This window comes from Microcoleus sp. D3_18_C4 (assembly GCF_036702355.1).
Taxonomy (GTDB): Bacteria; Cyanobacteriota; Cyanobacteriia; order Cyanobacteriales; family Microcoleaceae; genus Microcoleus.
In genome coordinates, this window is sequence record NZ_JAUBTF010000007.1 from 1 (window position 1) to 24,876 (window position 24,876).

Below are 24,876 nucleotides of genomic sequence, written 5' to 3' on the forward strand. Positions count from 1 at the left end.
CCTACCGAAACTGGTCTAAACTAACTATGTTATTCTACCACAAATATAGTCTGTCTACTTACGCCGAGCTGTACTAGTCGGATTTTGACAGTGGTCTTAATCAGTTTGTGGAGTTATTTAGCCCTCTTAAAAAGATTACCTGTAAAATGGGCTTTTCTCTGCTTTATCTTATTTTTGGTCGGTAGTATAGGTATAAGTATTTTGGTGTTAAATAATTTAGAGGCTATTATTGTGGATGGTTTGAAAAAAGATATGACTTTAACCGGTAGAACCGATTTTTGGCCTTTAATTATTGATCGAATTAATCAAAATCATCCCATATTTGGTTATGGAATGAAAGGATTTTGGCAGTTTTGGCGTGGCTCAGAAAATCCCGCTTACGGAATTATAGTAGCTAAAACTGGTTTTGTGCCACCCCACTCTCACAATGGTTTTCTTGATATACTTTGCGAGCTGGGTTGGACCGGACTCTTGTTGTTTATTGGGTCATTCTTGAATAATATATTTAGAGGTATAAAGTACCTAGTTAAAGGAAGTTTTCCAGAGTCAGGTTTGCCTTTGTATTTATTAACATTTATGCTAATGACTAATTTGACAGAGGGGGGACTATTGGGGGTTGGTACTTATTGGTGTTGGTATGTAGTTTTATCGGTAAAATTGAGCTTAGATAGGACAGCTAAGGATAACCCACACTGATGATGTCAGCGTTTTGTCAGGCCTATGAGGAGAATCTTTACAAAGAATAGGCATCTACCCCACTTCTTAAAGAAGTCGGGGCTTTAACACCGATCGCATTTTACGTTTAATTAAGTGGGCTCACTTAATATGACTCGCAATTGTTTCACTCTCCACCGTTGCTTCCACTGGCCAAGAATTTTCCATCTCTACTGTTTTTTTCGGCTGATAAACTGCCAAGTCGAACCAGAAAGTCGTACCCACATTAACTTCGCTAACTAAATTAATTTTAGTGTGGTGCTTGTCAATAATGTTTCTGACAATAGAAAGACCTAATCCCGTTCCTTCTAAAGTGTGTACTCGGTTTTCTACCCGGAAAAAGCGATCGAATATTGCTTGTTGGTCTTCGGGATCTATGCCAATTCCCGTATCAGAAATTTCGATCCGCACTACCGGACAATGTTGAGCATCCGGTGACAAGTTGTGGTGGACGGATTGATCGTCTTTCTGGGTGGGCGCCTCCGGCTCTAGCAAATATGCTCGAATGGCCACCTTGCCGCCGGACTGAGTAAATTTTAAGGCATTTCCTACTAAATTTGCAAATACTTGCAGTAACAAATCGTAATGACCTAAAGCAGGCGGCAAATACGGGTCAACTTCTTGCTCTAATTCAATGCCTTTATCCTTAGCATTTAACTGATAAGTCCGCAGGGTTTGTTCCACAGCTTGCGGAAGGTCAACAGCTTCCAAGTGATAAACTCGGCAGGATTCCAGTCGCGACAAGTCTAACACGTCATTAACTAAACGAGTTAGTCGATCGGTTTCTCGGTTGGCAATTTCTAGGAATTCCCTGCGCTCGCTTTCTAGAAGGTCTTCTCCGTACTCGTGGAGAGTCTCGATAAAAGATTTGATATTAAATAAAGGTGTTCTCAATTCGTGAGAAACATTGCTGATAAAATTGCTTTTAGCCTCATTGAGTTCTACTTCGCGAGTAATGTCCTGCACTGTCATTGCAATGCCTTTGAGACTTTCTCGGTAATTTCCGGAACCTTGATGCTTGAAGGTTTGCTCGTAGAAAGTACACTCTACAGCTAGCGGGCGTTGTGGCTCGTTACAGGTATCTTCCTCATGGCGGATGCAGCTTTTGCACAGCGGTTCGGCACCGGGCGCTTTGTGCAGAATGACAGTAGTTAAAACAATCCGAATTGTACGGTTAACTGGTTCGCTCAGAGAGATGCGAAATTCGCCGCCTTCGCGATCGCCCGCAGCTATTTCCTGCAAAGGTCTCGCCAAGTCCTGCTGCACTTCCGAAGGCAAAATGTTCAGAACATTTACTCCGAGCGCATTTTTGCCTTCCCATCCAAAAATCCGCATCCCCGTCGGATTAACTAAAATCACCTGCAAATTTGCGTCTAATAAAAGCGCGCCATCAGCAATCGTTGAAACCAAAGTTTCTAACTTAGCTTTTTCCGCTGTCAGCTCTTCAATATTTTGTTCTTCATAACTTTCGAGTTTCTGGGCCATCTCGTTAAAACTGCCAATCAACTCGCCCAATTCTCCACCCAAAGGCAGGTCAACTCGCTGCTTAAAATTCCCGCTGGCGATGTTTTTGACCCCAAAGACTAATTGTTTAATCGGCTGAGTAATTGTCAGGGCATTAAATACAGCTCCCAAAATTACCATCACCCAAATAGTGACAAATACTGCTAAAGTGACATCCCTAGTCAGATTTGAAGAGATAACTGCTGCGGGATTTGGGTTAATGCCGATCGCCAAAACTCCCAAATATTTGTCTTCATGAATTAACGGCACAAATACATCGGTCACTTCTCCATCTGGCGTCAAATGCTGCCGCACCAAAGGCAAAGAAGTTAAATTTCTCGCCTCAATATCGGCGAGAAAATTATCGGGAAGTTTGATCTGGCGGCGCAGCGTCAGGGAAGTCTCCACCTCGGATTCCGAAAAGGGTATCCCCAGGAAAATATCTCCCGCTTCGTCTGCGTAAAGCATATAGCGGACGCTGGAGGTGCTGCTGTAAAATTGGCGGGAAAAGCGGGCGACTTCGGAGCGATCGTTTTTGGCAATCAGGGGCGCCACATTTGCCGCCAACAGCAGGCCGAGGTCTCGGCCGTAACGAGTATCGTTAAGTCGGGCGTCTTGCTGGATAGTATTCACCGCCCAGAATGTCAGGCCGCTCATAATTAACGACACTACGAGGGTAGCAGCGGCCATCAGGCGGGTCTGGAGGGTAAAATCCGACCACCAGCGGGCAATAATTTCTCCGATTTTGTTTAGTATGGCCAGCATTTCACCAGTTCACCAGTTCAATATTAATAGCAAGATCAATTCAGTTGGCTCCCGATCGACTTTTCTGATGCGACTTGTCCGCTACCGCCACCGCAGAGATACCAAACTTCATTGTTACATTTCTACATTGAGATTGCTTGGCTTTCGGATGGCGGCCGATGTCGCAATTCCTAATTTTTATCGCCCAGAGCTCGGCGACCGATGTCCCGACGGCAGTAAACCCCTTCAAATTGGATGCAATCAACTGCAGCATAAGCTTTGGAAATAGCTTGTTCCAAAGTTTCTCCCGTCGCAGTGACGCCCAAAACCCGGCCGCCGTCGCTCACCAACTGCTGGTTCTTCAACTGAGTGCCGGCGTGAAACACTTCTGCTCCTTTGGCTTCAGCTTCCTCGATACCTGTAATAACTTTGCCTTTTTGATAACTTCCAGGATAGCCTCCAGAAGCCAAAACTACGCAAACAGAGGCTCCCGACTTCCAGCGAATAGAATATTCACCGAGACGCTGCTGACAGCAGGCCAGCACCAAATCTTCTAAAGGAGTTTCCAGCAGTGACAAAACGGCTTGAGTTTCGGGGTCTCCGAAACGGCAGTTGAATTCTAAGACTGTGGGTTCTCCTTCTGGCGTAATCATTAAACCTGCGTAGAGTACACCCCGGTAGTCGATTTTGCGTTTTTGGAGTGCTGCGAGGGTGGGTTCGAGAATTTCTTCTTGAATCCTTTCCATGAGTTCCGGGGTGACAAGGGGCGCTGGGGCGTAGGCTCCCATACCGCCGGTGTTGGCTCCCTTGTCGCCTTCGCCGATAGCTTTGTGGTCTTGGGCCGGCAGCAACGGTTCCACTGTGATGCCGTCGGTGAGGGCGAGAATCGAGACTTCTTGACCTGTTAAGAATTCTTCGACGACGACTCGGATGTTGTCGGTGCCGAATTCGCCTCGGAAAATGGTGTTGATGGCGCTGTGAGCCATTTTGACGGTGGTGGCAACGGTGACTCCTTTGCCTGATGCGAGTCCGTCTGCTTTGATAACTATCGGGGTTCCTTGTTCTAGAACGTATGCTTTTGCTGCTTCTGCGTCTGTAAATACGGCAGCTTTGGGTGTGGGGATGCCTGCTTCGAGCATCAATTCTTTGGCCCAGGATTTGCTGGATTCAATTTGGGCGCCGGCTTTGGTGGGGCCGAAAATCATCATTTTTCGCTGTTGGAAATAGTCGGCGATGCCTAGCGATAGGGGCAATTCGGGGCCGACGATGACTAATCCGATGTTGTTGACCATCACAAAGCGTTCGATGCCTTGGAAGTCGTCGATGTTGAGCGACAGATTTTGACAGCCTGGGGTGGTAGCTGTGCCGCCGTTGCCCGGTACGCAGAATACTTGTTTAATCCGCGTAGATTCTAGCAGTTTTTTTGCGATCGCGTGTTCGCGACCTCCGTTTCCCACAACTAAAACTTTCACAGTATCCTCACCTATAAATTGTGTTCCCTGAATGTCTGATTTTCAGTGTTGGCATCTGTCTATCTGCTTTTTGCAGTGCTGTCAATTATGCCATGCTTGGCGCTAGGGAATTGCTAGATGTGGCACTTTTCTGGAGGGGTGGCGTTCGACGGCTGTTTCTCAATGGCTGGGAGGGTGCAATAATTAAAGACTTTAGCCGCCCAATTTTTCTGGGTTCTGCCTCGATTTAATCAGGCAATTAAAACTCTTTTCTGGCTTTTAACTCTGCAATTACTATAATTGATCCGGGGACAAATAGCGATAAGATAGGCAGGTTGACTCTGGGGAATTTTACTCACATGAAATCAAATCAAACCGCTGCGAGTTCGTCTGCCAAATTTAAGCGGGTGGGCGTTGTCGGCGGCGGCCAGCTAGCTTCGATGATGGGGGATGCTGCTAGGGCGCTCGGTATTGAATTGGTAGTACAAACTCCCCATGCTACTGACCCAGCAGTTTCTGTTGCTGCTGATGCTGTTTTGGCTGCTGTTGATGATGTTTTGGCTACGGCTCAATTGGCGGCTGGCTGCGATGTTATTACTTTTGAAAATGAGTTTGTGGATTTGGATGGTTTGCGGTCGCTAGAAGAGCAAGGTGTGTTATTTCAGCCGAGTTTGTCGTCGCTTTCTCCTTTGTTGGATAAGTACGTTCAACGCTGTTATTTACAAGGTTTGGGTTTGCCAACTCCGAGGTTTTGGGAATGGGATTGCAGCGCGGATTTGCCCCCGGAATTGTTTAAGGCGGTGGCGATCGACTTTCCGGCAATTTCTGTTTCTGACAGCGTGCAGATTGCAGGAGACTCGGGTGCTGGATCGATCGACTTTCCCTTTGTCGTCAAAGTTCGCCGCCACGGTTATGACGGCCAAGGTACTTTTATTGTTAAGGATCGGGGGAGTTTTGAGTCAATTCGTGCTACACTCCAAGGTCAGTCTTTGCTAGTGGAAGAGTTTGTGCCGTTCGATCGCGAATTGGCAGTGATTGCGGCTCGATCGGCAAATGGCGAAATTGCGATTTATCCGATCGTCGAAACTCAGCAGCAAAATCAGGTTTGTCATGTGGTGATTGCGCCCGCTGATATTAGTTTAGATGTCAAAACTGAAGCTTGTGCGATCGCCCGCACTCTCCTCAACAGTTTGCAAGCTGTCGGCATATTCGGCATTGAATTATTTTTAACCGCTGATAATAAGCTGTTAGTCAATGAAATTGCACCCCGCACCCACAACTCGGGACATTTTACCATCGATGCCTGTGAAACTTCACAATTTGAACAGCATTTGCGTGCAGTTTGTCAACTGCCTTTAGGGAATTCCGATTTAAAATGTGCAGGCGCTGTCATGGTAAATTTGCTAGGTTACGAGTCGGCTGAGTCAGATTATTTAGCAAAAAGAAAACAACTGGCACAAATTAGTGGTGCTTTTGTCCATTGGTATGGTAAGAAAGTAGCGCGTCCCGGTCGCAAACTCGGTCACGTTACAGTTGTGATCGACGCGGACTTGGTGGCTCAGGGGCGATCGTCAGCAGAGGATCTCGCTCAAACCGTTGAATCTATCTGGTATGCAAGTTAAATTGCTCGAAGCTTGCCAAAATCTGGTTAGTTGGTATATATTAAATAAAGGTTCTACTGCGACGTTGGTGACTGCCAATAATGTTTTTTTGATCTATAACTCTTAACTCTCGGGAATCAAGATGTTTGGACAGCAGTAAACTGGGCTTGTACCCAGAAACTTTAAGTCCGAGCCAACGGTACCCACCTGGTAAAATACCAGGTCAAAAGCTGAGGTAAGACGGCGTTGCGGGGAACCATTAAAATTTTGATTGAGATAGGCGCTGTGAAATATAGCTAGCCTATTTTTTTTTGAGATAAACGCTTTGATTCATAGTTAACGTGAGCTCGATGAGGGCGATCGCAACTGGGAAACACAGACCCCTCTGACTCGTGCCCGCCACCAACTGAGTGAGATTGCCCAGGTGCGATCGACCCGACAAGATCTTTCATCCCACTAACTAAAATTATAAATTCGAGGCTCAATCTTATATCATGTCCGGGTACTTACCCATAATTAAGCAGCAACGGGAACTTGAGGCCACCAGTGAAAGTTTGTGAAACCCCGAATTAAATCTTACTGTTGGAGTAATTGTTTGTAGCGAGTAAATAAAACCTTTTCTAAGTCATCAAGATTTTCAAATGTTCGATTAGCAAGAGGCTCATTTGTAAGCGGCCAAAGTCGTAACTGCTCACCGCAACCGGGTTGCGGTGAGCAGTTACTGAAATTACCGAGCGCAAACAATTACTAATTTATATCTTTTTAACAAGCGAATAACTGGACATAACACTTGTTTCTCTTCGACTTGTATTAGAAACCCCATGTTTATCTCACAGCGTCCAGAATACAGGAAATGCCCTTTTTTGAACTATGGCACTTACCATTAAGACATTATAATCTTTCCATTGAGTTCTATCCAATGCAATTACTAATTGACACCCGACTTTTAGGTGACGGGCTATACTCACTTGTTTATGGGTTGGGAGCAGAAAAACTACAATAGTCAGAGTCAAGTATTAGGCGTTTTTGAGCGACCGTTGGAAACAAATTTGGTATGATTGAGGTAACATTTTAACTGATGGGGTTTCTTAACAATACTGACCCATCTTTTTTTACCATAAATTGGTCACAACCCCGTCAGCTAGGGGTTATGACGGGGGTGTCACCCCGTCAGGTGTATTGGTTGATCTATCTTACACCATAAGCTCAGGAGAGCCAGAAACGTTATATATTTCTGCGTCTCGGACTGATATAAAAAAAGAAAATTAATAGTGTAGGTTTTGTTCATCAACCTAACCTACACTATTAATAATTTGTGTAAGGGGAATGTTTATTCCTAACTCTCATTATTCACGACACCGAAGTTACGGAAATACCGATAACTGTTGTTTTCCTGAGTCTTTCTTCTTCCTTGCTTCTTTCCACGTCCCCATTCCTAATTACCAATTCCCAAATGACTCGCTTAGCCACAACAATAGAAGCCATACTTTACCTAAAAGGTCAGCCAGTGTCGATCGCAGAAATTGCCGAGATTGCCAAGTGCGATCGAGCCGAAGCCGAAGACGCCATCATCGAACTCATGTCTGACTCGTCCCACCGCGACAGTGCATTAGAAGTCGTCGAAACCCCCACGGGATACAGCCTGCAACTCAGAGAAGAGTTTGCCAGTTTAATGCAAACTTTAATACCTCCAGAATTAGGTGTGGGAGCTTTGCGGACGCTGGCTGCGATCGCCCTCAAAGGCGGCATCGCTCAGCCAGATTTAGTTAACTTGCGAGGTTCAGGAGCTTACCAACAAGTGCAGGAACTGGTAGAAATGGGTTTCGTTCGCAAACGGCGGCCTGCTGAGGGGCGGTCGTATTGGTTACAAGTTACCGAGAAATTTCATCGGTACTTTCAAGTAGATCAACTGCCAAAACAATTGCAAATTGACTTTCAGGCAAATTTGTACCCAAGCAATGACGAGTAGTTTGAAGTAGAATGTAACCAGCCAGAAATTAAGAATCGCCAAATGGTTTTTCACCCTGACTTTGACGCATCCAATGCCCAACAAACCGCAGTCAATCCACTGCTGAAGTACCTCCAACACCAATCCCCGGAGGTTCTAGCCCGCGTCGCCAAGTCCGTCAGCCCCGACATCAGAGAAATAATCTCTCATAACGTTCAAGGACTTGTCGGCGTTTTGCCTTCAGAAAATTTTAACGTCGAAATTACCACCGATCGCGAAAACTTAGCAGGTTTGCTAGCTTCAGCGATGATGACAGGCTATTTTTTGAGGCAAATGGAGCAGAGGATGTACCTAGAAGAAAATTTAGCAAGCACCAGCTCGATTAAACCAAACTCACCCAAAGACAAGTAAAAAAATCAACGGGTTGGGGAAGTCAGAAAGATGAAAGTTGTTCAGAAAAATCCATAATCCTGAATCATGGAGGCACAGGGAATTAAGAAACCGGGCTGTTAACCGGCTATCCCTCGCGCTACACCGCGGCTTTTGGTGAAAAAACCCGGTTACTGCTTCCAGGACTATAAAGCATCAGATTCATCTTCCATCCTCCACCCTTGCAACTAATACCAATTTCAAAAAAGAATGCAACTGTAGATAAGCTCCAAATCCTTATGCAGTAAGTCATTCTTAATTCTTTAATCGAAAATCGAAAATCGTATTACCCACCGGCGGAGCTACCCGATAGGGGAAAAGCACCCGGACGTACTTTAATTTTCTGAACTTGACCCAAACGGTTAATTTCCACTTCGAGTTCTTTGCCCACAACAGTGTTTTCCACCCGTTCTTGCACGTCACCGGGAGTGTTAACCGCAATTCCGTCAACTTTTTGAATGACATCTCCGGCGCGCAAGTCCGCTTTTTGAGCGGGGGAATTTTCCACGACTCGCGCCACGGCTACGCCTTGATCGAGGGTAATTTTATTACTATCGAGCTGTTTGTTGAGTTCTGCCTTGGTGGCGGCAGTCAAGCTGACCATTTGAATGCCGAGATAGGGATGTTCGGCTTTACCTTTGGCGAATAACTGATCGGAAATTCGTTTGGCGGTTTCGATCGGAATTGCAAATCCCAAGCCCTGAGCGTCGGCGCGAATGGCGGTATTGATGCCAATTACTTCGCCTTGGTCGTTGAGCAAGGGGCCGCCTGAATTGCCGGGGTTGATGGCGGCGTCGGTTTGGATGAAGCGGACTCGCTTGTCGGGGATGCCGACTTGGGAACTCGATCGACCCGTAGCGCTGATAATGCCCACAGTCACGGTATTGTCGAGACCTAAAGGATTGCCGATCGCGATCGCCCACTGTCCCGGTACAATATTGTCTGATCGACCCAAAGCCACCTGCGGCAGTTCCTTAGCATTAATCTTAACCACGGCAACATCCGTCAGCGGATCGACTCCCTGCACCTTACCCTCAAACTCGCGGCCGTCTTTGAGAGTCACCTTGACAGTATCCGTCCCGGAGACAACGTGAGCATTAGTAACGATGCGGCCGTCAGAAGTGAGAATAAACCCGGAACCCGTACCTCTCTTGACTCGTTCTTCCGGCTGCGGCAAATTCTCCCCAAAAAACCGACGAAACAAAGGATTTTTGAATGCTTCCGGCACTTGATTCGCCACCTTGCTGGATGCGTCAATCCGCACTACAGCAGGGCCGACTTTTTCGGCTGCTTCAGCAATAAAATTGGGATTGCTGCGATCGACTGCCCGATTTTCCTGAACAGGAGGAGAGGGATAGGGGGGGATTTGCTGGCGCACTACTGGCAAAACCAATCCGGTTTCCAGATTATTTGAGCCTTGCAGATAGCGATTTCCCAACCATCCCATACCTCCGCCGATTGACAGCAGAGTCACATAAAGGGTCGCTTGCTTAAAAGATAAACTCATTTAATAACTCCCGCTAGATACCTCATCCCCGCAGACACGTTCGGAATCAAGCATTTTTGTCTTGGCGACGGGAAGGAAGCGGGGCGGGGCGTACCGCTTCCTCAAGAACATAGCTGTTAACTGGCTGGCGCCCATCGGCATCACAGGCAATTTTGCCGGATTTGCCAAGAGCGACTCAAACTAATAATTCTCATCCTAACTTGGCTTAGCCTGGGATTTACAGTCTGGGGGGTGGCTAGAGCTTGTAAATATCCAGGTTCACAGAATTTTAAAATTGTCAACTGTCCCCAATGAATACTTTTTTCTGTAGATCATGAGGTTTAAACGCTTATTTCCGCTGATTTCTGCATTAATTTGGTCGATCGCACCCGTTGGGAAAACGGCGGCAAATACCGAGATCCCACCTGCAAATCTTCCTTCAGGTATACCTGTAGAAAACCCTGACCCCGCCCGCGATTGCCCGAGTCCGGCTAGGTCTCGGTTGCGTCGCCACACTGTTGCCCAGGGCGAAACCATAGAAAGCATCGCGCGGCAGTACAATGTGATTCCTGCAGCGCTGATCGGGATAAATCCGACGTTGCGGGGCGGTGAAGTATCTGCTGGAAGTGCGATCGTCATTCCTCCGTACAGTGGCATCGAGGTAGAAGTGCCTGCAGGCTCGAATTGGCAAAAACTGGCAGAAGCTTACAAAGTGCCCGCAGATTTGCTATTTGAGGCGAACGGGTGCAGGCCTTTGGGGAAAACGGTGTTTGTGCCAGCGGTGAATAGGTCGATCGGGCCTTCTATCAATCCCGATGCAACGCCATCGGTGCAAGGATTTCCGCTGCCCGCCCCTGCAGTGGAAGCTTTGCGTTACGGGCGGCAATTGCATCCGGCGCGGCGCGAATTTTTTTTCCACAGTGGCGTAGATTTTTTGGCGTCGGAGGGTACGCAGGTTTTGGCTGCGGGCGAGGGGACTGTCGCCTTTGCCGGGCCGCAGGGGGATTACGGGAATTTAGTGGTGGTAAACCATGAAGCGGGGAAGCAAACGCGCTACGCTCATTTGAAAGATATTGCGGTAGAAGTCGGTCAAAAAGTGCAGTCTGGAGAAGTTTTGGGAACTGTGGGGACGACGGGAAAACGGGACATTCCGCCATCTCATTTGCATTTTGAAGTTCGGTACAATTCGGGTTTGGGTTGGGTTGCTGAAGACCCGCTGCTTTATTTGCAAGCGACTATTAAAAAATAGGATTGTTAGTGTGCTGGGGGGTGACAAACCGCCCCAAATCCAGACGGGGTAAGGATTGAGCTGTGTGGTGGTAAAAAAAGATAGGCAGCAGAATTATTACACGATTGCCTATTCCCAAAAATATGTTACCAAGATTTTACCAGACTCAATTACAAAAACAAATGACGCAAACCCCGTTTATTTTACTCACAATCTTTTTGAACCTGATAGAATCCGAGAAACAAGTAACGATCGCACTAATCGGGTTTCCATTAATCACTTATTGGTGAACAACTTATTGCCCGATCGCACATTTCTCTCAAATTCGATCGCCCATCCACCAAAAACTCGATCGCCCATCCAGAAAAAACCCGGCGGTTGAAACCCAAAAAACCCGGCGGTTGAAACCGCGTCTACACAGACAAAACCCGCCTTCGCGGGTTGAAGATTTCACCCGATGATTTTCAATCTCCAAATACCTTCTTCGTCCGCGTAGGCGGACATCGTTTGTGTAGACGCGGTTAGAAACCGCCGGGATTTCAACCGCCGAGGATTTCAAATTAGATCGCCCGAATCGACCCAAAAATCCGATTATCCCCCGCCGCTAACTCCCTCCAATCGCAGGAAATGCACCCGGCCCGATCCATCGCCCGCTACAACTGTCACTCCATCAGGCAAAATTGCACAGCAATTGAAGCTAAAATCTCCGCTGAAACTAGCAATTTCTTTGCCACTAAGCAAATCCCAGATTTTTAGGGTGTTATCCAGTGAAGCAGAAATCGCGGTTTTGCCGTCTGGTGCGATCGCCACTGCTGTTACCCAGCTAGTATGACCGGTGAGGGTTCTAACTTCGGTACCTGTCTCGGTGTCCCAGATTTTCAGGGTTTCATCTGATGAACCGGAAATCGCTGTATTGCCGTCTGGTGCGATCGCCACTGCATATACCGATTTAGTATGACCGGTGAGGGTTCTAACTTCGGTACCTGTCTCGGTGTCCCAGATTTTCAGGGTTTCATCCCATGAAGCGGAAATCGCTGTATTGCCGTCTGGTGCGATCGCCACTGCTGTTACCAAGCTAGTATGACCGGTGAGGGTTCTAACTTCGGTATCTGTCTCGGTGTCCCAGATTTTCAGGGTGTTATCCCCTGAAGCGAAAATCGCGGTTTTGCCGTCTGGTGCGATCGCCACTGCATTTACCCGCCTAGTATAATCGGTGAGGGTTCTAACTTCCGTACCTGTCTCGGTGTCCCAGATTTTCAGGGTTTTATCCCGTGAAGCAGAAATCGCTGTCAGACCGTCTGGTGCGATCTCCACTGCATCTACCGATTTAGTATGACCGGTGAGGGTTCTAACTTCGGTACCTGTCTCGGTGTCCCAGATTTTCAGGGTTTTATCCCATGAAGCGGAAATCGCTGTTAAACCATCGGGTGCAATCGTCACTGCTTCTACCCCGCCACTATGACCGGTGAGGGTTCTAACTTCCCTACCTGTCTTGGTGTCCCAGATTTTCAGGGTGTTACCCCGTGAAGCGGAAATCGCTGTTAAACCATCGGGTGCGATCGCCACTGCTTCTATCCAGTCACTATGACCGGTGAGGGTTCTAACTTCCCTACCTGTCTTGGTGTCCCAGATTTTCAGGGTTTTATCCCATGAAGCGGAAATCGCTGTTAAACCATCGGGTGCGATCGCCACTGCTGTTACCCGGTTAGTATGACCGATGAGGGTTCTAACTTCCGTACCTCTCTCGGTGTCCCAGATTTTCAGGGTTTTATCCTCTGAAGCCGAAATCGCTCTCTTGCCGTCTGGTGCGATCGCCACTGCATTTACCCAGCCAGTATGACCAGTGAGGGTTCTAACTTCCGTACCTGTCTCGGTGTCCCAGATTTTCAGGGTGTTATCGTATGAAGACGAAATCGCGGTTTTGCCGTCTGGTGCGATCGCCACTGCTTGTACCCGGTTAGTATGACCGATGAGGGTTCTAACTTCGGTGCCTGTCTCGGTGTCCCAGATTTTCAGGGTTTTATCCCATGAAGCGGAAATCGCTGTCAGGCCGTCTGGTGCGATCGCCACTGCTTTTACCGACTCAGTATGACCCGTGAGGGTTCTAACTTCCGTACCTGTCTCGGTGTCCCAGATTTTCAGGGTTTTATCCTCTGAAGCGGAAATCGCTGTCAGGCCGTCTGGTGCGATCGCCACTGCTTTTACCGACTCAGTATGACCGATGAGAGTTCGCAGACATCCTTCTCCGGGCCGCTCTAAATTAGCCTTCAAAGGCCGCAACCAAACACTATCTTTCGACTGATTTGCCTGTTCCAGCAACCCCTGAATATCAGTCATTTCAAAATCTAGCAACCTCCCCAATAATTGCTCTGCTAATTCAGTTTTATCCTTTTCCAAAATGTGCGCCGATTTGCGAATAGCCCCTTGAATCAAATTCAGCGTTTGCGTTTGCCCCTCCGACAGCAAAACATCTGCATTTCTCCCTAAATCGTAATCCTCAATTAGCGGCTGCACCCCCAACAATTTTAACTTCGCCTCAATAAAACCAAAATCCGTCACCCAACGATAATAACGGTTGAAATCTCCCCCAATTTCAATGAAATCCCTGGGTTGATGCTTCAACAAATATTCTCGCTCCGATTTACTTTGCTCCGCCAACCACACACCCAAATCGCTCATAGCGGTGATCCTTCTATCCTGTTATTCATACCTTGACGGTTAAGTTCTTCAACATTAACCCCCGCAGATTGCACAGTTTCATCTTTTGCCAGAAACTCGCGAAAACTGTTGTGATAAATGCTGTAGCGACTTTCGCCGCTGACTTGCTGCTGCCGCAAAAATGAATCCCATTTCTTGAGTACCTGCTGTACTTTAAAATCTGTCTCGCCTACCGATTTAGCAATCCAGCCCCGAGAAACAGCTTCGCGCGCTTTCGAGATCACGTAGATAATCTTAACTTTCATCTCCAACAGCGGATCGTCTTCCCTGCCCATCATCTGTGCCCAATGCTTCCGATAATATCCTGTCAACTCCCTAGGCAAATCTTCCAAAGAAACATCCATGTACTCGCCGGTTTCGATATCATTCAGCACGTAGCGGAGATACATAAAATTGTTCTGGCTTTTTTGGGCCACCGCCCCCACAAACTGTTCCAGGCTCAAATCATGACTGGCAATCCAATTCTGAATCGACGCGCTATTGCTGGTGCGTTTTGCAATATAAGCCTTGGTATCTTCCAGACTTTCTGCATCGTACTGCATCAAATCAAACACCCGATCATTCTTCGTCGTCGGCAAAAGCAAAGATTCCGGCCGCTTGGAAACAATAAAGTAAACGTTATCCGGCAAAACGTCCGGCAAATAGAGAACGTTGCTGCCACTGCTTTGCAAACTCAAATCGACTTCATCGAGGGCATCTACTACAAAAATCAACTTTTTCCCGCCCAATGTAGCGCTGACTTCCCCCAACAGCCGCCCTAAAAAATTGCCGTTTGCCGTCGCATTTTCCGGCAGTTGCCGATACTTATCCCTAAGTTTAAAGCCATCAATTAATTGAAGGCAGGCATTTTCCAGAAAAGTTTTGGCATCAACAATCCCGTCGGATCGCGAGTTAAAATGAGTAACGCAGCGGCGTCTCATCATCAACACGCACTGCGCCAGAATTGAACTTTTCCCGACACCCGGTTCTGCTTCTAAAACAAAATAGCCTTTCCGATTGGTTTGCAAGAAACTGCCAATTTCTTCAAATACAAACTTGCGCCCGGTAAAGTCTTGAGTTCGGTCTTCAATAATCGTCTCGGACTTCAAAGAAATCGGCAATCGGGGCCCTGAAGTATCGATAAATGTTTGCAGCAATTCCCGAACTTTCGCCAAATCGTCCCGGATGCCAATTTCTATCGCTGACAATTTCCCCATCACTTGACAAATCTGCTGCCCAGTTGCCACGGCCTCCAACTTTTGCAGAATTTCCCCATTTTGCAGCCCCAAATCTCTCAGTTCTGCCAAAGCAATTTGGTGCAGATTCAACAGCATCGTCGCAAACTTTTCTCCTCCCTTCGCCGCATCCAGTTTCAGCACTTGGCGGTACGCTTTCGGGAAAGTTGCGTACAGCTTGTCCGCCACAACTTCCACTATTTCCGCATCGAAGGATTTGCCCTCGCTGGCAGCGAATTCGTTGACGAAAGTTGCCCAATCTGCCGTTGTCAATCCGGTAACTCGATCGAACTCCTCGGCATCCGCAGAAAAAATCTTGGTTAACTGGTCTTCGGAAATATTTAAACCCCTTGACAAGTCGGCTGTATTCGTGTTAATATCCAGCCAGTATTCAGGAGTTTTCTCGGCTAATTGACTGAGTGCTGTTTCTGGATAAGGCAATTTTTTGGTTTCGGCGATCGCAATTAAGCGATCGGACTTCGCAACTTCTCTCAAAATATAGCCGATCGCCTCACCCGCGGCCTTAATCAAATCGTGATTATCGAGAATCTTCGGATTTTTGCTCAACCGTTCGGTCATCCGATTTCCGAGGTCATTAGCCGCGATATTCCCCGCTATACCACTAGCAATCGCTGCTAAGATAGAAACTCCCCCAACTGCGATCGGGCCGCCGATAATACCCGCTGCTGCTTGAGTTCCCGGATTGGCGATCGCATTTGAAATAACTTGTCCAATAGCCATCACCGCACTGCATCCAATTACCCTAGTTTTAAAATTAGCTAAGTCCATTAGTGGCATAAAATAAATATTCCTCTTTTAAATAGTTGGTAGTAATTATATGTTGCCGGCTGCCCTTTAGTCCGTCGCAGCGAAATTTACAAGTGGATTTAGAGATTGTCGATCGCGACTAACCCTAGGATATAAAGTAAAATATAATTAATTATCTCGAAGTTCTTTTTCTTGCAAAATTTGGGTAGCCCAAACCCGATCTTCTTCCGATAGAGACGGTACGGGTTCTCGATCGTAATCGATCCGATAATCATAGCCAGCGCGCTCGTAAATACCTGCAAATATTTCTGGTAAATTAACAATAGGTTCTACATCTTCCTCGCGCAAGGGAAGCGGAAATATAGGTAGAGAATCGCGGAGATTAAAAGCATAAAGTTCGGCAAACGGACGGCGATTACTGGGACTGACCAAAACCCGATAATCGCTTTGAATAGAATTATTAAGAATGGGCAGAGATTCCCATTTTCGTAGTAAATCGATTTCCACTAAATTGGTTAAGCTACCTAAAATGCTCTGGCGTTTTTTGAGATAAGTAATTCTTCCTTCTCCACTACGTTTGTTCACAGGAGAAAGAATCTCAATTGCGGTGACAACTTGTTTCGTTGCCATTTCTCGCACTTCCAAGTAAGTCTGTTTAATTTTTTCAGGAGCAGGCACTTTAACGGTAGTCGGAAGTGTTATACTTACAGTAGCAACTGAACCTGTAGGAATATTCGGGTTATTAGATTGACGCTTAATCGCGACATCGGGGATACCTACTAAAAGGGACTCGTCGTTACTTTCATTTAAATCGGTAATTTCATAGATGCGTTTGTCGATTGCAACCTCATATTTAGGGCGAATTTGGGGGACTAAGGATGCCGCGATCGCAGAAATTAACCAATGATGAGTTTCCTGCCAGAAATCGGGGTGTTCTAAGTAGGGGTCCATTCCAGGAAAAGGTGAAGGCATAGGACTGTTTTCCGATGTATTGACTTTCAAATCATTTTAGCATTTTTAATTTTGTAGGGTGCGTCGCTTTAAAGCGAGGCAGAGCCTCTGGATATAGGTTCCCAGGCTGGAGTCTGGGAACCAGTTAAAGCTTTAAGAAGAGGCACGATGTTTGTGCCACAGTAATTATTGGAGATGTCTATTTGTAGATGAATTTAATCTATTGTCGAACAGGCCGGAAAGGCTGTTGATTTTGGGCGGGCAAGATGCCCACCCCACAACAAATTTAATCTACTGTGGAACAGGCATCTTGCCTGTTCATAAAATTATAGACACCCCAAATATCAACTACAAAACAGCAGCAACACTTGCCATCAACAACCCTTGAAACAATTTAACCCCATCAGTTTCGCCCAACATCGGATCGGATGCCCGTTCAGGATGCGGCATCATTCCTAATACATTGCCTTGGCGGTTGCAAATACCGGCAATATTATTTAACGAACCGTTGGGATTGCCAGCATCGTTAATTTTGCCCGCCGGAGTACAGTAGCGAAACAGGACTTGCTTGTGCTCTTCTAGTTCTGCTAAAGTATCGGCATCGGCATAATAGTTTCCTTCGCCGTGGGCGATCGGCAAATCGATGATTTCACCCGTAGTATAAGCCGCAGTCCAACGAGTATTACCGCGTTCGACTTTCAAAGAAGCGCGATCGCAAATAAAATTCAATCCCGCATTCCGCACCAGAGCACCGGGCAGCAAACCAGCTTCAGTCAACACCTGAAAACCGTTGCAAATACCCAGTACAAGTTTGCCTTTTTTCGCGTGTTCCGCAGTAGCGCGCATCGCCGGAGAAAAACGGGCGATCGCGCCGCACCGCAAATAATCTCCGTAACTGAAACCGCCGGGAATTACAATGATGTCAATATCCGAAATATCGGTATCTTCGTGCCAAATCATCCGCGTCGGTTGGTGGAGTAACCCTTGAGTCACCCACACCACATCGCGATCGCAATTTGAACCCGGAAAAACAATAACTCCAAATTTCATAAGCTGAAGGAAGAAGGAAGAAGGAAGAAGGAAGAAGGAAGAGGGAAGAAGGAAGAAGGAAGAGGTGTCAACTTAAGACTGCAATCTTAGGTTTCTCTCGCTTGTATCAAAGTCTAGATCCCCCTAAATCCCCCTTAAGAAGGGGGACTTTGAGTGGTTCTAGTTCTTGTGTTTTTAACGAAGACTTTGAACACTCTTGTCCTCGCCTTTTGAATAGAGACTGTGAACACTCTTGTCCCCCCCTTATTAAGGGGGGTTAGGGGGGCTCTCCGGGTTTAAAAACACCCTAGGGGCGATCGAATTTATGCCGCCGCTGTCTCCACAGCAACAGGAATTTCAGTCAAATCAAAGCGATAATTTTCAATCACTGGATTGGCCAAAAGTTGGTCGCAAACGCGATCGAGTTGTTCGCGGGCCTCCGACTCACCAGCAGCAGTCAGCGTCAATTCAACATATTTCCCAATACGCACGCGCTCAACATTGTCATATCCCATGTGTTGCAAACCAGACTGTACGGCAGTGCCGGCAGGATCTAAAACAGAAGGGCGGAGGGTAACATAGATTTGGGCAAGATATTTCTGAGTCACGGGAATGTTGCGGTAGGTGATGTGAAAGTTAGCCCCATTGTATTCTACAACCGAGCTGCGCGCCGATCGCCATTCGGTTAGCCCAAGTAAGATAGCCTAGAAATAGGGACAGATTTGACTCTAGCAGATTACACAAAAAATTATGAGAACCAACCGCACCCGCAGTCAGGAGCGTATTTTACACTTGCTCAAGCACTTGAATCGATCGCTCTCAGCGCAAGATATCTACTTAGAACTGCGTAACAGCGACCAAAGCATGGGCTTAGCAACCGTTTACCGTTCCCTCGACGGTTTAAAGCGAGAGGGGTTCGTTCACGTCAGAACGCTTGCTAGTGGCGAATCTCTCTACGGTGCCGCCCACCAAGACCAACACCACCTAACTTGTCTGGAATGTGGCGCGTCCATTACGATCGACGAATGCCCCGTCCACCACTTAGAAAGCCAACTACAACAATCTCATTCTTTCAAGATTTATTATCACACTTTGGAGTTTTTCGGATTGTGCGATCGATGTACTTTGGCTCAAGAATCTTAGAGAAGTTATTAGTCATGAGTGATATCAATTCCGGTTGCACGACCAAAATGACTGTTGACTGTTGACCGAAAGCCTCCAGGATAAAAGCCCCCGGATTCATTCCGAAAGCAGACTCAGGACCCAGAAATAAAAAACGTGTCTCCGATGAAACTTGCCCCCCGAATTTATCCGTAGGGTCAATGCTTCAATCGAAAATCTAAAATCTAAAATCGATTGACTCGGTGTCCAACCGCCCAGGCTGGTTTTGTTTGTGTAGCGACAGATTTCAACCTGTCGTTTTATTAACTCACTCAAGGATGCAAAAACTCTAAATGGTCTCCTGGAATCGATCGCAATTTTGCAGCCGAGCCTTGCATTTTCAACCGGCCGCGTTCTAACATGATAATCCAATCGGCGCGATCGATCACTCGCGGTCTGTGACTGATAAAAATCGTCGTTTTCCCGTGCCTGTACATCAACAAATTTTCTAAGACTTCCGCTTCGCTTGCGGGGTCAAGCCCTGCGGTAGATTCGTCTAAAATCAATACGGGTGGGTTGTTGAGAATGGCGCGGGCGATCGCCAATCTTTGTCTTTGTCCGCCAGAAATATTCGCTCCAAACTCCCCTAAAACAGTTTGATATTTATCAGGCAATTGGCTGATAAATTCATCCGCTCCCGCAATTTTGCAGACTTTAACAATCTGTTCAAAGCTGATATCTGGACTGCCCAAACGAAAATTTTCGAGAATCGAACGGCTCCAAAAATGCGCTTCTTGAGGAACCAATACTACCTGCTGTCTGAGACTGTCGAGAGACAAATCCTGTAAGTTGTAACCGCCAATTCTAATATTACCAGATTGCAGCGGGTACAGACCAGAAATTACTTTTGCTAGCGTACTTTTTCCGCAGCCGGAATTGCCGATTAAAGCAATTGCTTGACCGCCGGGAAATGTGACAGAAAAATTTTCCAGCAGGTCAAGTCTGCCGGGGTAGTGAAAATTAACACTCTTGCAAACAATACCGTCGCGGTCTTGAATAGTTACAAAAGGTTTATTCGTATCGTCTTTAGTTTCCGGTTCAGCATCGATGACTTCCGACAGCCGTTGAGTAGCTGTCTGCACGCGAGTCATCTCATCAGTAAATCCTACTAGCGAATTCACCCAAGTAGTAACGTTTTGATTCATGCTAATAAACGCTAGCAACTGACCGATACTCAATACCTTGTCAATCACCAAACCGCTACCAAGCCACAGCAGAGTAATGCTGCCAGCAGAGGCAACAAAACCAGAAAATATATTGTTGAGAATGCCAATTTGTGTAGTGCGGAAAGTGAGCTTTGCTAAGCGACCGAAGCGGGTTTGAAATTCTTCCCAAAGTTGCTGACCGCTGCTAGTAGTTTTGACAGTCAGCGCGCCTTTAAAAGTTTCTACTAAAACGCCTTGAGTTTCTGCTTCCAGTACAAATAAACTGCGCGTTTTTTGCTGCAATACGGGCAAAAATACCACTGTAGAGGCAGTCATTAACAGAGCTATAGCTGTAGCTGCTAAAGTCAGTTGTTTGCTGTAAAATAACATAAAAACAAAAGAAACTACAGCTATAAAAAATTGACTTGGCAAGCTGATAGCGGCTTGAGAAACTAATTTATTTATTTCTTGGATGTCTTGTAATCTACTGACGATTTCGCCACTGCGTCTGGTTTCGTAAAAGCTCAAAGGCAATCGCAGGAATTTGCGCGCAAATTCCATCACCAATCCCAATTCTAAACGCTGGGAAAACTGAGCAATTAAGTTCGACTCTACCAATCCTAAACTGCTGCTAAAAAGGTTCATAACTATAACTGCGATCGCCACACTCGCCAGGAGTTGTCTGTCGCCCCGCACCAGGATGTCGTCGGTGAGCAGTTGAACGAGAAAAGGCGAAGAAATCGACAGCAAACCCAACACCACATTCAGCAAAAATGCTTCCATTAAAATCGGGCGATAAATCCCAATCCGGCGCATCCATTTTTGTAAGGAATTGGCGGGTGGTTGGCCCTCTGCGGCCGCAAAAAACCGCTCAGCATCGGGTTCTACTAGCAAGCACAGCCAATCTGTCCAAGCTGCTGCTAATTCTGCTTTAGAAACATAGCGCATACCGACAGCCGGATCGCCGATCGCATATTTGTCGCCCTGCTTTCCGTACAAAACAACCCAGTGATAACCACTCCAGTGAATAATTGCCGGTAAAGGTGCTTCCTCAATTTGGTCTAAAATAGCAGCCGCGGCTCGCACGGATCGAGCATTAAAGCCGATCGCCTCAGCACCTTGTTTCAAGCCCAGCAGAGTCGTCCCTTTTTGGCCGGTGCCCGCACATTCTCGCAAGCGGCTAATAGTAAAATTTTGTCCGTAAAATTTCGCGATCGAAGCCAAACAAGCCGCCCCGCAATCTTCTTCGCTCTGCTGGAGAACAACCTGATATTTCTTAAACCTGTTAATTTGTCCGAATAATGGCATTTTGCCGATCAAAGGGATGTTCTTTAACATTTTGCAAAATGAATAATGGTAGAGCATAAAGAAGATTACTCATCACCAACTACCCAATCAGCAAAAAGCACCCATAAAGTTATGGGTGCTTTCTCGATTCCACAGTTATAGATCTGAATTGACTAGCACTAAACTTTAGTAGTAGGCGTAGCGGACTACTCTTCTGTATGAACCGTCGCAATTCCGGCGGTACACGACCCAACTGCGCCGCTGCCGCTGACAATTGTATCGATTGGCATAATAGTGACCGCCGTTGACGCTAGCTGATTCTTCAGGGGTGAGTTCAGCAAACAGTGAATTGTCCTTTGTTTCTTTCATGATTAGACTCCGTTTAACTTAATAAAATTGAAGGGAAACTAGAAATATTATTTAATTTCTAGATTCTTGTGTAAATACTGAGTAATACTTCTTGTAGTCCTGTACGACATCCGGAATACTACGGATAAATTTTCAAAATTTACTTTATCGCACAACTTGACTCAGCTATCTAAACCACTAGGGTTGGGTAAGGGCGATCGCGGTTTGGATCGTACAGATAAAGCTGGCTCGGCTGCGGCAGGAAAAACAGCATAGTGAGACCCTCGCGGCTGCTGTTATCCGTCTCGCTGTTGCTTTTAGCACCGCTAACACCGCTGGTAATGCTGCCACCGTTGACAGTAGCAGATTCTCCATCGGTTACTTCGATGAAGAGTGAACCTTGTTGATTTTCTGGCATAAATAACTCCTATTAATACCTATGTACTTACTTACTACCTACGCATACAGGAAAAACCCGGTAACAGCGCCAAAAGTCATGGCGGAAACGCCGTATTTTCATGACAGTCGCCCTCTGGCTTCACTCCTCTTGATCTTTGGCGAAGTTTGTGGGTGGGAACGGCAAAGCTGTGCGGATTTTTACCTTTACCCTGTGAATTTTGATTTAGACTTCTAAACCTATGCTTGGTTTCCGGAAAGCTGATCATAAAAGTGACAAAACAAATCAGCGATCTCTCCCTCCCCCTAACTCCAAACTCCAAACTCCAAACTATTCCCCTCTCCCCCTTGCCGCCATGTCTCTCACTCCCGAAACCACACCCGCTGAAACCTTTGATAACGACCAGTTTTTGCCCCCTGTCAGCCGCTGGACGACTTTGGGTGGCATTTTGATGGTGGCGACCTTTGGCGGGGTGATTGCCCTCGCTAGCGTCACCAAATACAGCGCTACAGTCAAAGCAGACGCGATCGTCCGTCCCGCCGGAGAAGTGCGCGTCGTGCAAGCAGCAACCGAAGGAACCGTCGAAAGCATTGCTGTCAGCGAGAATCAGACAGTAAAAGAAGGAGATGCGATCGCAGTTGTAGACGCTTCGCGTTTGGGCGCTCAAAAAAAGCAGTTACAAGAAATAATTAATCAGTCTCAAACAGCAGCACAGCAAATCAACCAGCAACTGCGCGACTTAGAAAACCAAATTTTGGCCAGCGCCCAATTTAAAAGCATCGAAAGTGAAAGTTCCGCCCAACAGGAATTAATCGAATCCGCTTTAGTTAAATTCGCCACATCGCTGCCGGATGTCGCCGAGAGACTGGGCCGAAGTCGGCGGGTTTTGCTCGTCAAGCGATCGTCCCTTCAACAACAATTAATTCAAGCTAAAAAAGAACTAAATCAAATTGAGTTAAAACTAGAAAATAGCGTGATCCGCACGCCCACGGATGGTACAATTCTCAGATTGGAAGTACGCAATACTGGTCAAACCGTACAAGCCGGCAGCGCGATCGCCCAAATTGTCCCCAGCGACGTACCCCTGGTAGTCAAAGCCAAGGTGACATCCCAAGACATCGCCCGCATCCAAATCGGCCAACCCGTACAGATCAGGATTTCGGCTTTGCCTTTCCCCGATTACGGCACATTAAAAGGAACTGTCAGCGAAATCGCCCCAGATGCGATCGCCCCTCAAAATCCCACTAATAATTTAGGTACAGCTTATTACGAAGTGGCAATTAAGCCTGAACAAACTTATTTAACAAAACTCAAATCCACCAACGGCCAATTCTTCGGAAACTCCCCGGCTAATGTGCCCCGCCAGTATTCGATTCAATCGGGAATGGAAGGCAGAGCCGATATTATTACGGGCGAAGAAACTGTTCTGACATTTATTTTGCGGAAAGCAAGGTTGCTGACAGATTGGTAATTAGTCAGTTGTCAGTCGTCAGTCGTCAGTTGTCAGTTGTTCGTTGTTAGTTGTCAGCAGTTAACAGTCAACAGTCAGCAGTCAACAGTCAACAGTCAGCAGTCAGCAGTCAACAGTCAACCGCCAGAAAATTAGAAGCCCTGAAATTGAAATAACGTGTCAATATAGAAATGTGAGTTTAATTCTATTCTTTCCTCATGGGCAAACAGCGCGTTCTTTCTGGAGTTCAGCCAACAGGCAATCTTCACCTCGGCAATTATCTCGGTGCCATTCGCAACTGGGTAGAAGGTCAAAGTCAGTACGAAAATTACTTCTGCGTAGTCGATTTGCACGCAATTACCGCACCGCACAATCCAGCAACTCTAGCCTCCGACACTTACACGATCGCCGCACTGTATTTAGCTTGCGGCATCGATTTAGAATATTCTACTATTTTCGTGCAATCCCACGTCTCGGCACACACAGAACTAGCATGGCTGCTCAACTGTATTACGCCGATTAACTGGCTCGAAGATATGATTCAGTTTAAAGAAAAAGCAATTAAACAAGGTGAAAATGTCAATGCAGGCTTGCTAAATTATCCCGTGTTAATGGCAGCAGACATTTTGCTTTACGATGCCGACAAAGTGCCAGTGGGAGAAGACCAAAAACAGCATTTGGAACTCACCCGCGATATTGTCATCAGATTAAATCACCAATTCGGCACACCCGAAAAGCCAGTATTGAAACTTCCCGAACCGTTAATTCGGACTGACGGTGCGAGGGTGATGAGTTTGACAGATGGCACGCGCAAAATGTCGAAATCTGACCCTTCCGAACAAAGTCGAATTAATTTATTGGATTCGCCAGATGCGATCGCCAAAAAAATCAAGCGCTGCAAAACCGATGCCGTGCGGGGTTTGACATTTGACGACCCCGATCGCCCCGAAGCTAGAAATTTGCTGACACTTTATCTCCTGCTTTCCGGCAAATCTAAGGAAGGAGTAGCAGCGGAGTGTGAAAACATGGGTTGGGGAGATTTTAAACCCTTGCTGACAGAGACGACAATTAATGCCCTCAAACCAATTCAGGATAAATACAAGGAAATAATGGACGATCCGGGATATTTAGAGTCTGTACTACGTCGCGGAAGAGAACAAGCAGAAGCTATTGCTAATCAAACTCTAACTAAGGTTAAGACAGCTTTCGGTTATTCTTTACCTGTTTAGTGGTTTGTGGTTAGTTGTTATTGGTTACTGGTTAAGAATGACAACTGCCAACTACCCACTAACAACTGCCAACTG

Annotated in this window: 21 protein-coding genes, 1 other RNA gene and 1 pseudogene; 10 read left to right on the plus strand and 13 right to left on the minus strand. The window is 46.6% G+C overall.

Features of this window, described 5'->3' with window-relative positions:
* The first annotated feature begins 45 nt into the window (after positions 1–45).
* A complete protein-coding gene (locus tag QUA90_RS05065) occupies positions 46–696 on the plus strand; it encodes an O-antigen ligase family protein (protein WP_333444300.1) in 651 nt (216 codons plus the stop codon).
* A gap of 120 nt (positions 697–816) precedes the next feature.
* Here QUA90_RS05065 and QUA90_RS05070 read toward each other — a convergent pair whose 3' ends face one another.
* Both QUA90_RS05070 and purD read right to left on the minus strand, forming a co-directional pair.
* The gene (locus QUA90_RS05070) at positions 817–2,982 is read right to left on the minus strand and encodes an ATP-binding protein (RefSeq protein WP_333322999.1); all 2,166 of its coding nucleotides are present in this window, start codon (positions 2,980–2,982) and stop codon (positions 817–819) included.
* A gap of 170 nt (positions 2,983–3,152) precedes the next feature.
* Positions 3,153–4,433 (minus strand): phosphoribosylamine--glycine ligase, encoded by a 1,281-nt coding sequence (purD, locus tag QUA90_RS05075; RefSeq protein WP_333444160.1) that lies wholly within the window; start codon positions 4,431–4,433, stop codon positions 3,153–3,155.
* Between the two features lie 338 nt (positions 4,434–4,771).
* On the opposite strand from purD, the gene QUA90_RS05080 reads away from it, so the two are divergent.
* Together QUA90_RS05080 and ssrS are read left to right on the plus strand one after the other, a co-directional pair.
* Complete coding sequence (locus QUA90_RS05080) at positions 4,772–6,034, plus strand: 5-(carboxyamino)imidazole ribonucleotide synthase (protein WP_333444162.1); 1,263 nt, start codon at positions 4,772–4,774, stop codon at positions 6,032–6,034.
* Between the two features lie 50 nt (positions 6,035–6,084).
* Positions 6,085–6,272, plus strand: a non-coding RNA gene (gene ssrS / locus QUA90_RS05085) — 6S RNA.
* A 37-nt stretch (positions 6,273–6,309) separates the two neighbouring features.
* On the opposite strand, the gene QUA90_RS05090 is transcribed toward ssrS, so the two are convergent.
* Positions 6,310–6,465, minus strand: a complete 156-nt coding sequence (locus tag QUA90_RS05090) for a hypothetical protein (protein ID WP_333444164.1) — start codon at positions 6,463–6,465, stop codon at positions 6,310–6,312.
* 124 nt (positions 6,466–6,589) lie between these two features.
* Positions 6,590–6,697, minus strand: a pseudogene (locus QUA90_RS05095) (IS630 family transposase); the annotation flags it as partial.
* 769 nt (positions 6,698–7,466) lie between these two features.
* On the opposite strand from QUA90_RS05095, the gene scpB reads away from it, so the two are divergent.
* Both scpB and QUA90_RS05105 read left to right on the plus strand, forming a co-directional pair.
* On the plus strand, positions 7,467–7,982 hold the full coding sequence (gene scpB, locus QUA90_RS05100) for an SMC-Scp complex subunit ScpB (protein WP_006635908.1): 516 nt from the start codon (positions 7,467–7,469) through the stop codon (positions 7,980–7,982).
* Positions 7,983–8,024: 42 nt separating this feature from the next.
* The gene (locus tag QUA90_RS05105; RefSeq protein WP_333391039.1) at positions 8,025–8,372 is read left to right on the plus strand and encodes a DUF760 domain-containing protein; all 348 of its coding nucleotides are present in this window, start codon (positions 8,025–8,027) and stop codon (positions 8,370–8,372) included.
* Positions 8,373–8,676: 304 nt separating this feature from the next.
* Here QUA90_RS05105 and QUA90_RS05110 read toward each other — a convergent pair whose 3' ends face one another.
* Positions 8,677–9,897: an HhoA/HhoB/HtrA family serine endopeptidase gene (locus tag QUA90_RS05110; RefSeq protein WP_333444166.1), complete on the minus strand. Its 1,221-nt coding sequence runs from the start codon at positions 9,895–9,897 to the stop codon at positions 8,677–8,679.
* Between the two features lie 313 nt (positions 9,898–10,210).
* Here QUA90_RS05110 and QUA90_RS05115 point away from each other — a divergent pair, with 313 nt between their 5' ends.
* Both QUA90_RS05115 and QUA90_RS05120 read left to right on the plus strand, forming a co-directional pair.
* Positions 10,211–11,125, plus strand: a complete 915-nt coding sequence (locus QUA90_RS05115; protein WP_333444168.1) for a M23 family metallopeptidase — start codon at positions 10,211–10,213, stop codon at positions 11,123–11,125.
* 67 nt (positions 11,126–11,192) lie between these two features.
* Positions 11,193–11,486 (plus strand): hypothetical protein, encoded by a 294-nt coding sequence (locus QUA90_RS05120; RefSeq protein ID WP_333444170.1) that lies wholly within the window; start codon positions 11,193–11,195, stop codon positions 11,484–11,486.
* 209 nt (positions 11,487–11,695) lie between these two features.
* On the opposite strand, the gene QUA90_RS05125 is transcribed toward QUA90_RS05120, so the two are convergent.
* The 5 genes from QUA90_RS05125 to purS all read right to left on the minus strand — a co-directional run bounded on the left by QUA90_RS05125 (position 11,696) and on the right by purS (position 18,392).
* Positions 11,696–13,783: a WD40 repeat domain-containing protein gene (locus tag QUA90_RS05125; protein WP_333444172.1), complete on the minus strand. Its 2,088-nt coding sequence runs from the start codon at positions 13,781–13,783 to the stop codon at positions 11,696–11,698.
* Positions 13,780–15,834 (minus strand): ATP-binding protein, encoded by a 2,055-nt coding sequence (locus QUA90_RS05130; RefSeq protein ID WP_333444174.1) that lies wholly within the window; start codon positions 15,832–15,834, stop codon positions 13,780–13,782. The genes QUA90_RS05125 and QUA90_RS05130 overlap by 4 nt, the downstream gene beginning before the upstream one ends.
* Positions 15,835–15,972: 138 nt before the next feature.
* Positions 15,973–16,776: a DUF4058 family protein gene (locus QUA90_RS05135; protein ID WP_333444176.1), complete on the minus strand. Its 804-nt coding sequence runs from the start codon at positions 16,774–16,776 to the stop codon at positions 15,973–15,975.
* A gap of 327 nt (positions 16,777–17,103) precedes the next feature.
* Positions 17,104–17,805: a phosphoribosylformylglycinamidine synthase subunit PurQ gene (purQ, locus tag QUA90_RS05140; protein ID WP_333435011.1), complete on the minus strand. Its 702-nt coding sequence runs from the start codon at positions 17,803–17,805 to the stop codon at positions 17,104–17,106.
* A 302-nt stretch (positions 17,806–18,107) separates the two neighbouring features.
* The gene (gene purS / locus QUA90_RS05145) at positions 18,108–18,392 is read right to left on the minus strand and encodes a phosphoribosylformylglycinamidine synthase subunit PurS (RefSeq protein WP_333042010.1); all 285 of its coding nucleotides are present in this window, start codon (positions 18,390–18,392) and stop codon (positions 18,108–18,110) included.
* 142 nt (positions 18,393–18,534) lie between these two features.
* Between purS and QUA90_RS05150 the strand changes: the two genes are divergently transcribed.
* Positions 18,535–18,927: a Fur family transcriptional regulator gene (locus QUA90_RS05150; protein WP_333055475.1), complete on the plus strand. Its 393-nt coding sequence runs from the start codon at positions 18,535–18,537 to the stop codon at positions 18,925–18,927.
* Between the two features lie 290 nt (positions 18,928–19,217).
* Here QUA90_RS05150 and QUA90_RS05155 read toward each other — a convergent pair whose 3' ends face one another.
* The 3 genes from QUA90_RS05155 to QUA90_RS05165 form a co-directional block, all read right to left on the minus strand.
* A complete protein-coding gene (locus QUA90_RS05155; protein ID WP_333444178.1) occupies positions 19,218–21,428 on the minus strand; it encodes a peptidase domain-containing ABC transporter in 2,211 nt (736 codons plus the stop codon).
* 135 nt (positions 21,429–21,563) lie between these two features.
* Positions 21,564–21,746: a hypothetical protein gene (locus tag QUA90_RS05160; RefSeq protein WP_333228553.1), complete on the minus strand. Its 183-nt coding sequence runs from the start codon at positions 21,744–21,746 to the stop codon at positions 21,564–21,566.
* Between the two features lie 169 nt (positions 21,747–21,915).
* Positions 21,916–22,143 (minus strand): secretion protein HlyD, encoded by a 228-nt coding sequence (locus QUA90_RS05165; RefSeq protein WP_333323021.1) that lies wholly within the window; start codon positions 22,141–22,143, stop codon positions 21,916–21,918.
* A 334-nt stretch (positions 22,144–22,477) separates the two neighbouring features.
* Here QUA90_RS05165 and QUA90_RS05170 point away from each other — a divergent pair, with 334 nt between their 5' ends.
* The gene (locus tag QUA90_RS05170) at positions 22,478–23,593 is read left to right on the plus strand and encodes an HlyD family efflux transporter periplasmic adaptor subunit (protein ID WP_333444180.1); all 1,116 of its coding nucleotides are present in this window, start codon (positions 22,478–22,480) and stop codon (positions 23,591–23,593) included.
* A 197-nt stretch (positions 23,594–23,790) separates the two neighbouring features.
* A complete protein-coding gene (trpS, locus tag QUA90_RS05175) occupies positions 23,791–24,801 on the plus strand; it encodes a tryptophan--tRNA ligase (protein ID WP_333388095.1) in 1,011 nt (336 codons plus the stop codon).
* Positions 24,802–24,876 lie beyond the last annotated feature (75 nt).

Bases quoted from the DNA above. Each gene is read 5' to 3' on its own strand.
- QUA90_RS05080 (WP_333444162.1), top strand. From the start codon at position 4,772: ATGAAATCAAATCAAACCGCTGCGAGTTCGTCTGCCAAATTTAAGCGG.
- QUA90_RS05090 (WP_333444164.1), bottom strand. From the start codon at position 6,465: ATGAAAGATCTTGTCGGGTCGATCGCACCTGGGCAATCTCACTCAGTT.
- QUA90_RS05110 (WP_333444166.1), bottom strand. From the start codon at position 9,897: ATGAGTTTATCTTTTAAGCAAGCGACCCTTTATGTGACTCTGCTGTCA.
- QUA90_RS05135 (WP_333444176.1), bottom strand. From the start codon at position 16,776: ATGCCTTCACCTTTTCCTGGAATGGACCCCTACTTAGAACACCCCGAT.
- QUA90_RS05130 (WP_333444174.1), bottom strand. From the start codon at position 15,834: ATGCCACTAATGGACTTAGCTAATTTTAAAACTAGGGTAATTGGATGC.
- QUA90_RS05155 (WP_333444178.1), bottom strand. From the start codon at position 21,428: ATGTTAAAGAACATCCCTTTGATCGGCAAAATGCCATTATTCGGACAA.
- QUA90_RS05165 (WP_333323021.1), bottom strand. From the start codon at position 22,143: ATGCCAGAAAATCAACAAGGTTCACTCTTCATCGAAGTAACCGATGGA.
- QUA90_RS05070 (WP_333322999.1), bottom strand. From the start codon at position 2,982: ATGCTGGCCATACTAAACAAAATCGGAGAAATTATTGCCCGCTGGTGG.
- QUA90_RS05115 (WP_333444168.1), top strand. From the start codon at position 10,211: ATGAGGTTTAAACGCTTATTTCCGCTGATTTCTGCATTAATTTGGTCG.
- QUA90_RS05125 (WP_333444172.1), bottom strand. From the start codon at position 13,783: ATGAGCGATTTGGGTGTGTGGTTGGCGGAGCAAAGTAAATCGGAGCGA.
- QUA90_RS05105 (WP_333391039.1), top strand. From the start codon at position 8,025: ATGGTTTTTCACCCTGACTTTGACGCATCCAATGCCCAACAAACCGCA.
- trpS (WP_333388095.1), top strand. From the start codon at position 23,791: ATGGGCAAACAGCGCGTTCTTTCTGGAGTTCAGCCAACAGGCAATCTT.
- purQ (WP_333435011.1), bottom strand. From the start codon at position 17,805: ATGAAATTTGGAGTTATTGTTTTTCCGGGTTCAAATTGCGATCGCGAT.
- QUA90_RS05150 (WP_333055475.1), top strand. From the start codon at position 18,535: ATGAGAACCAACCGCACCCGCAGTCAGGAGCGTATTTTACACTTGCTC.
- scpB (WP_006635908.1), top strand. From the start codon at position 7,467: ATGACTCGCTTAGCCACAACAATAGAAGCCATACTTTACCTAAAAGGT.
- QUA90_RS05160 (WP_333228553.1), bottom strand. From the start codon at position 21,746: ATGAAAGAAACAAAGGACAATTCACTGTTTGCTGAACTCACCCCTGAA.
- QUA90_RS05170 (WP_333444180.1), top strand. From the start codon at position 22,478: ATGTCTCTCACTCCCGAAACCACACCCGCTGAAACCTTTGATAACGAC.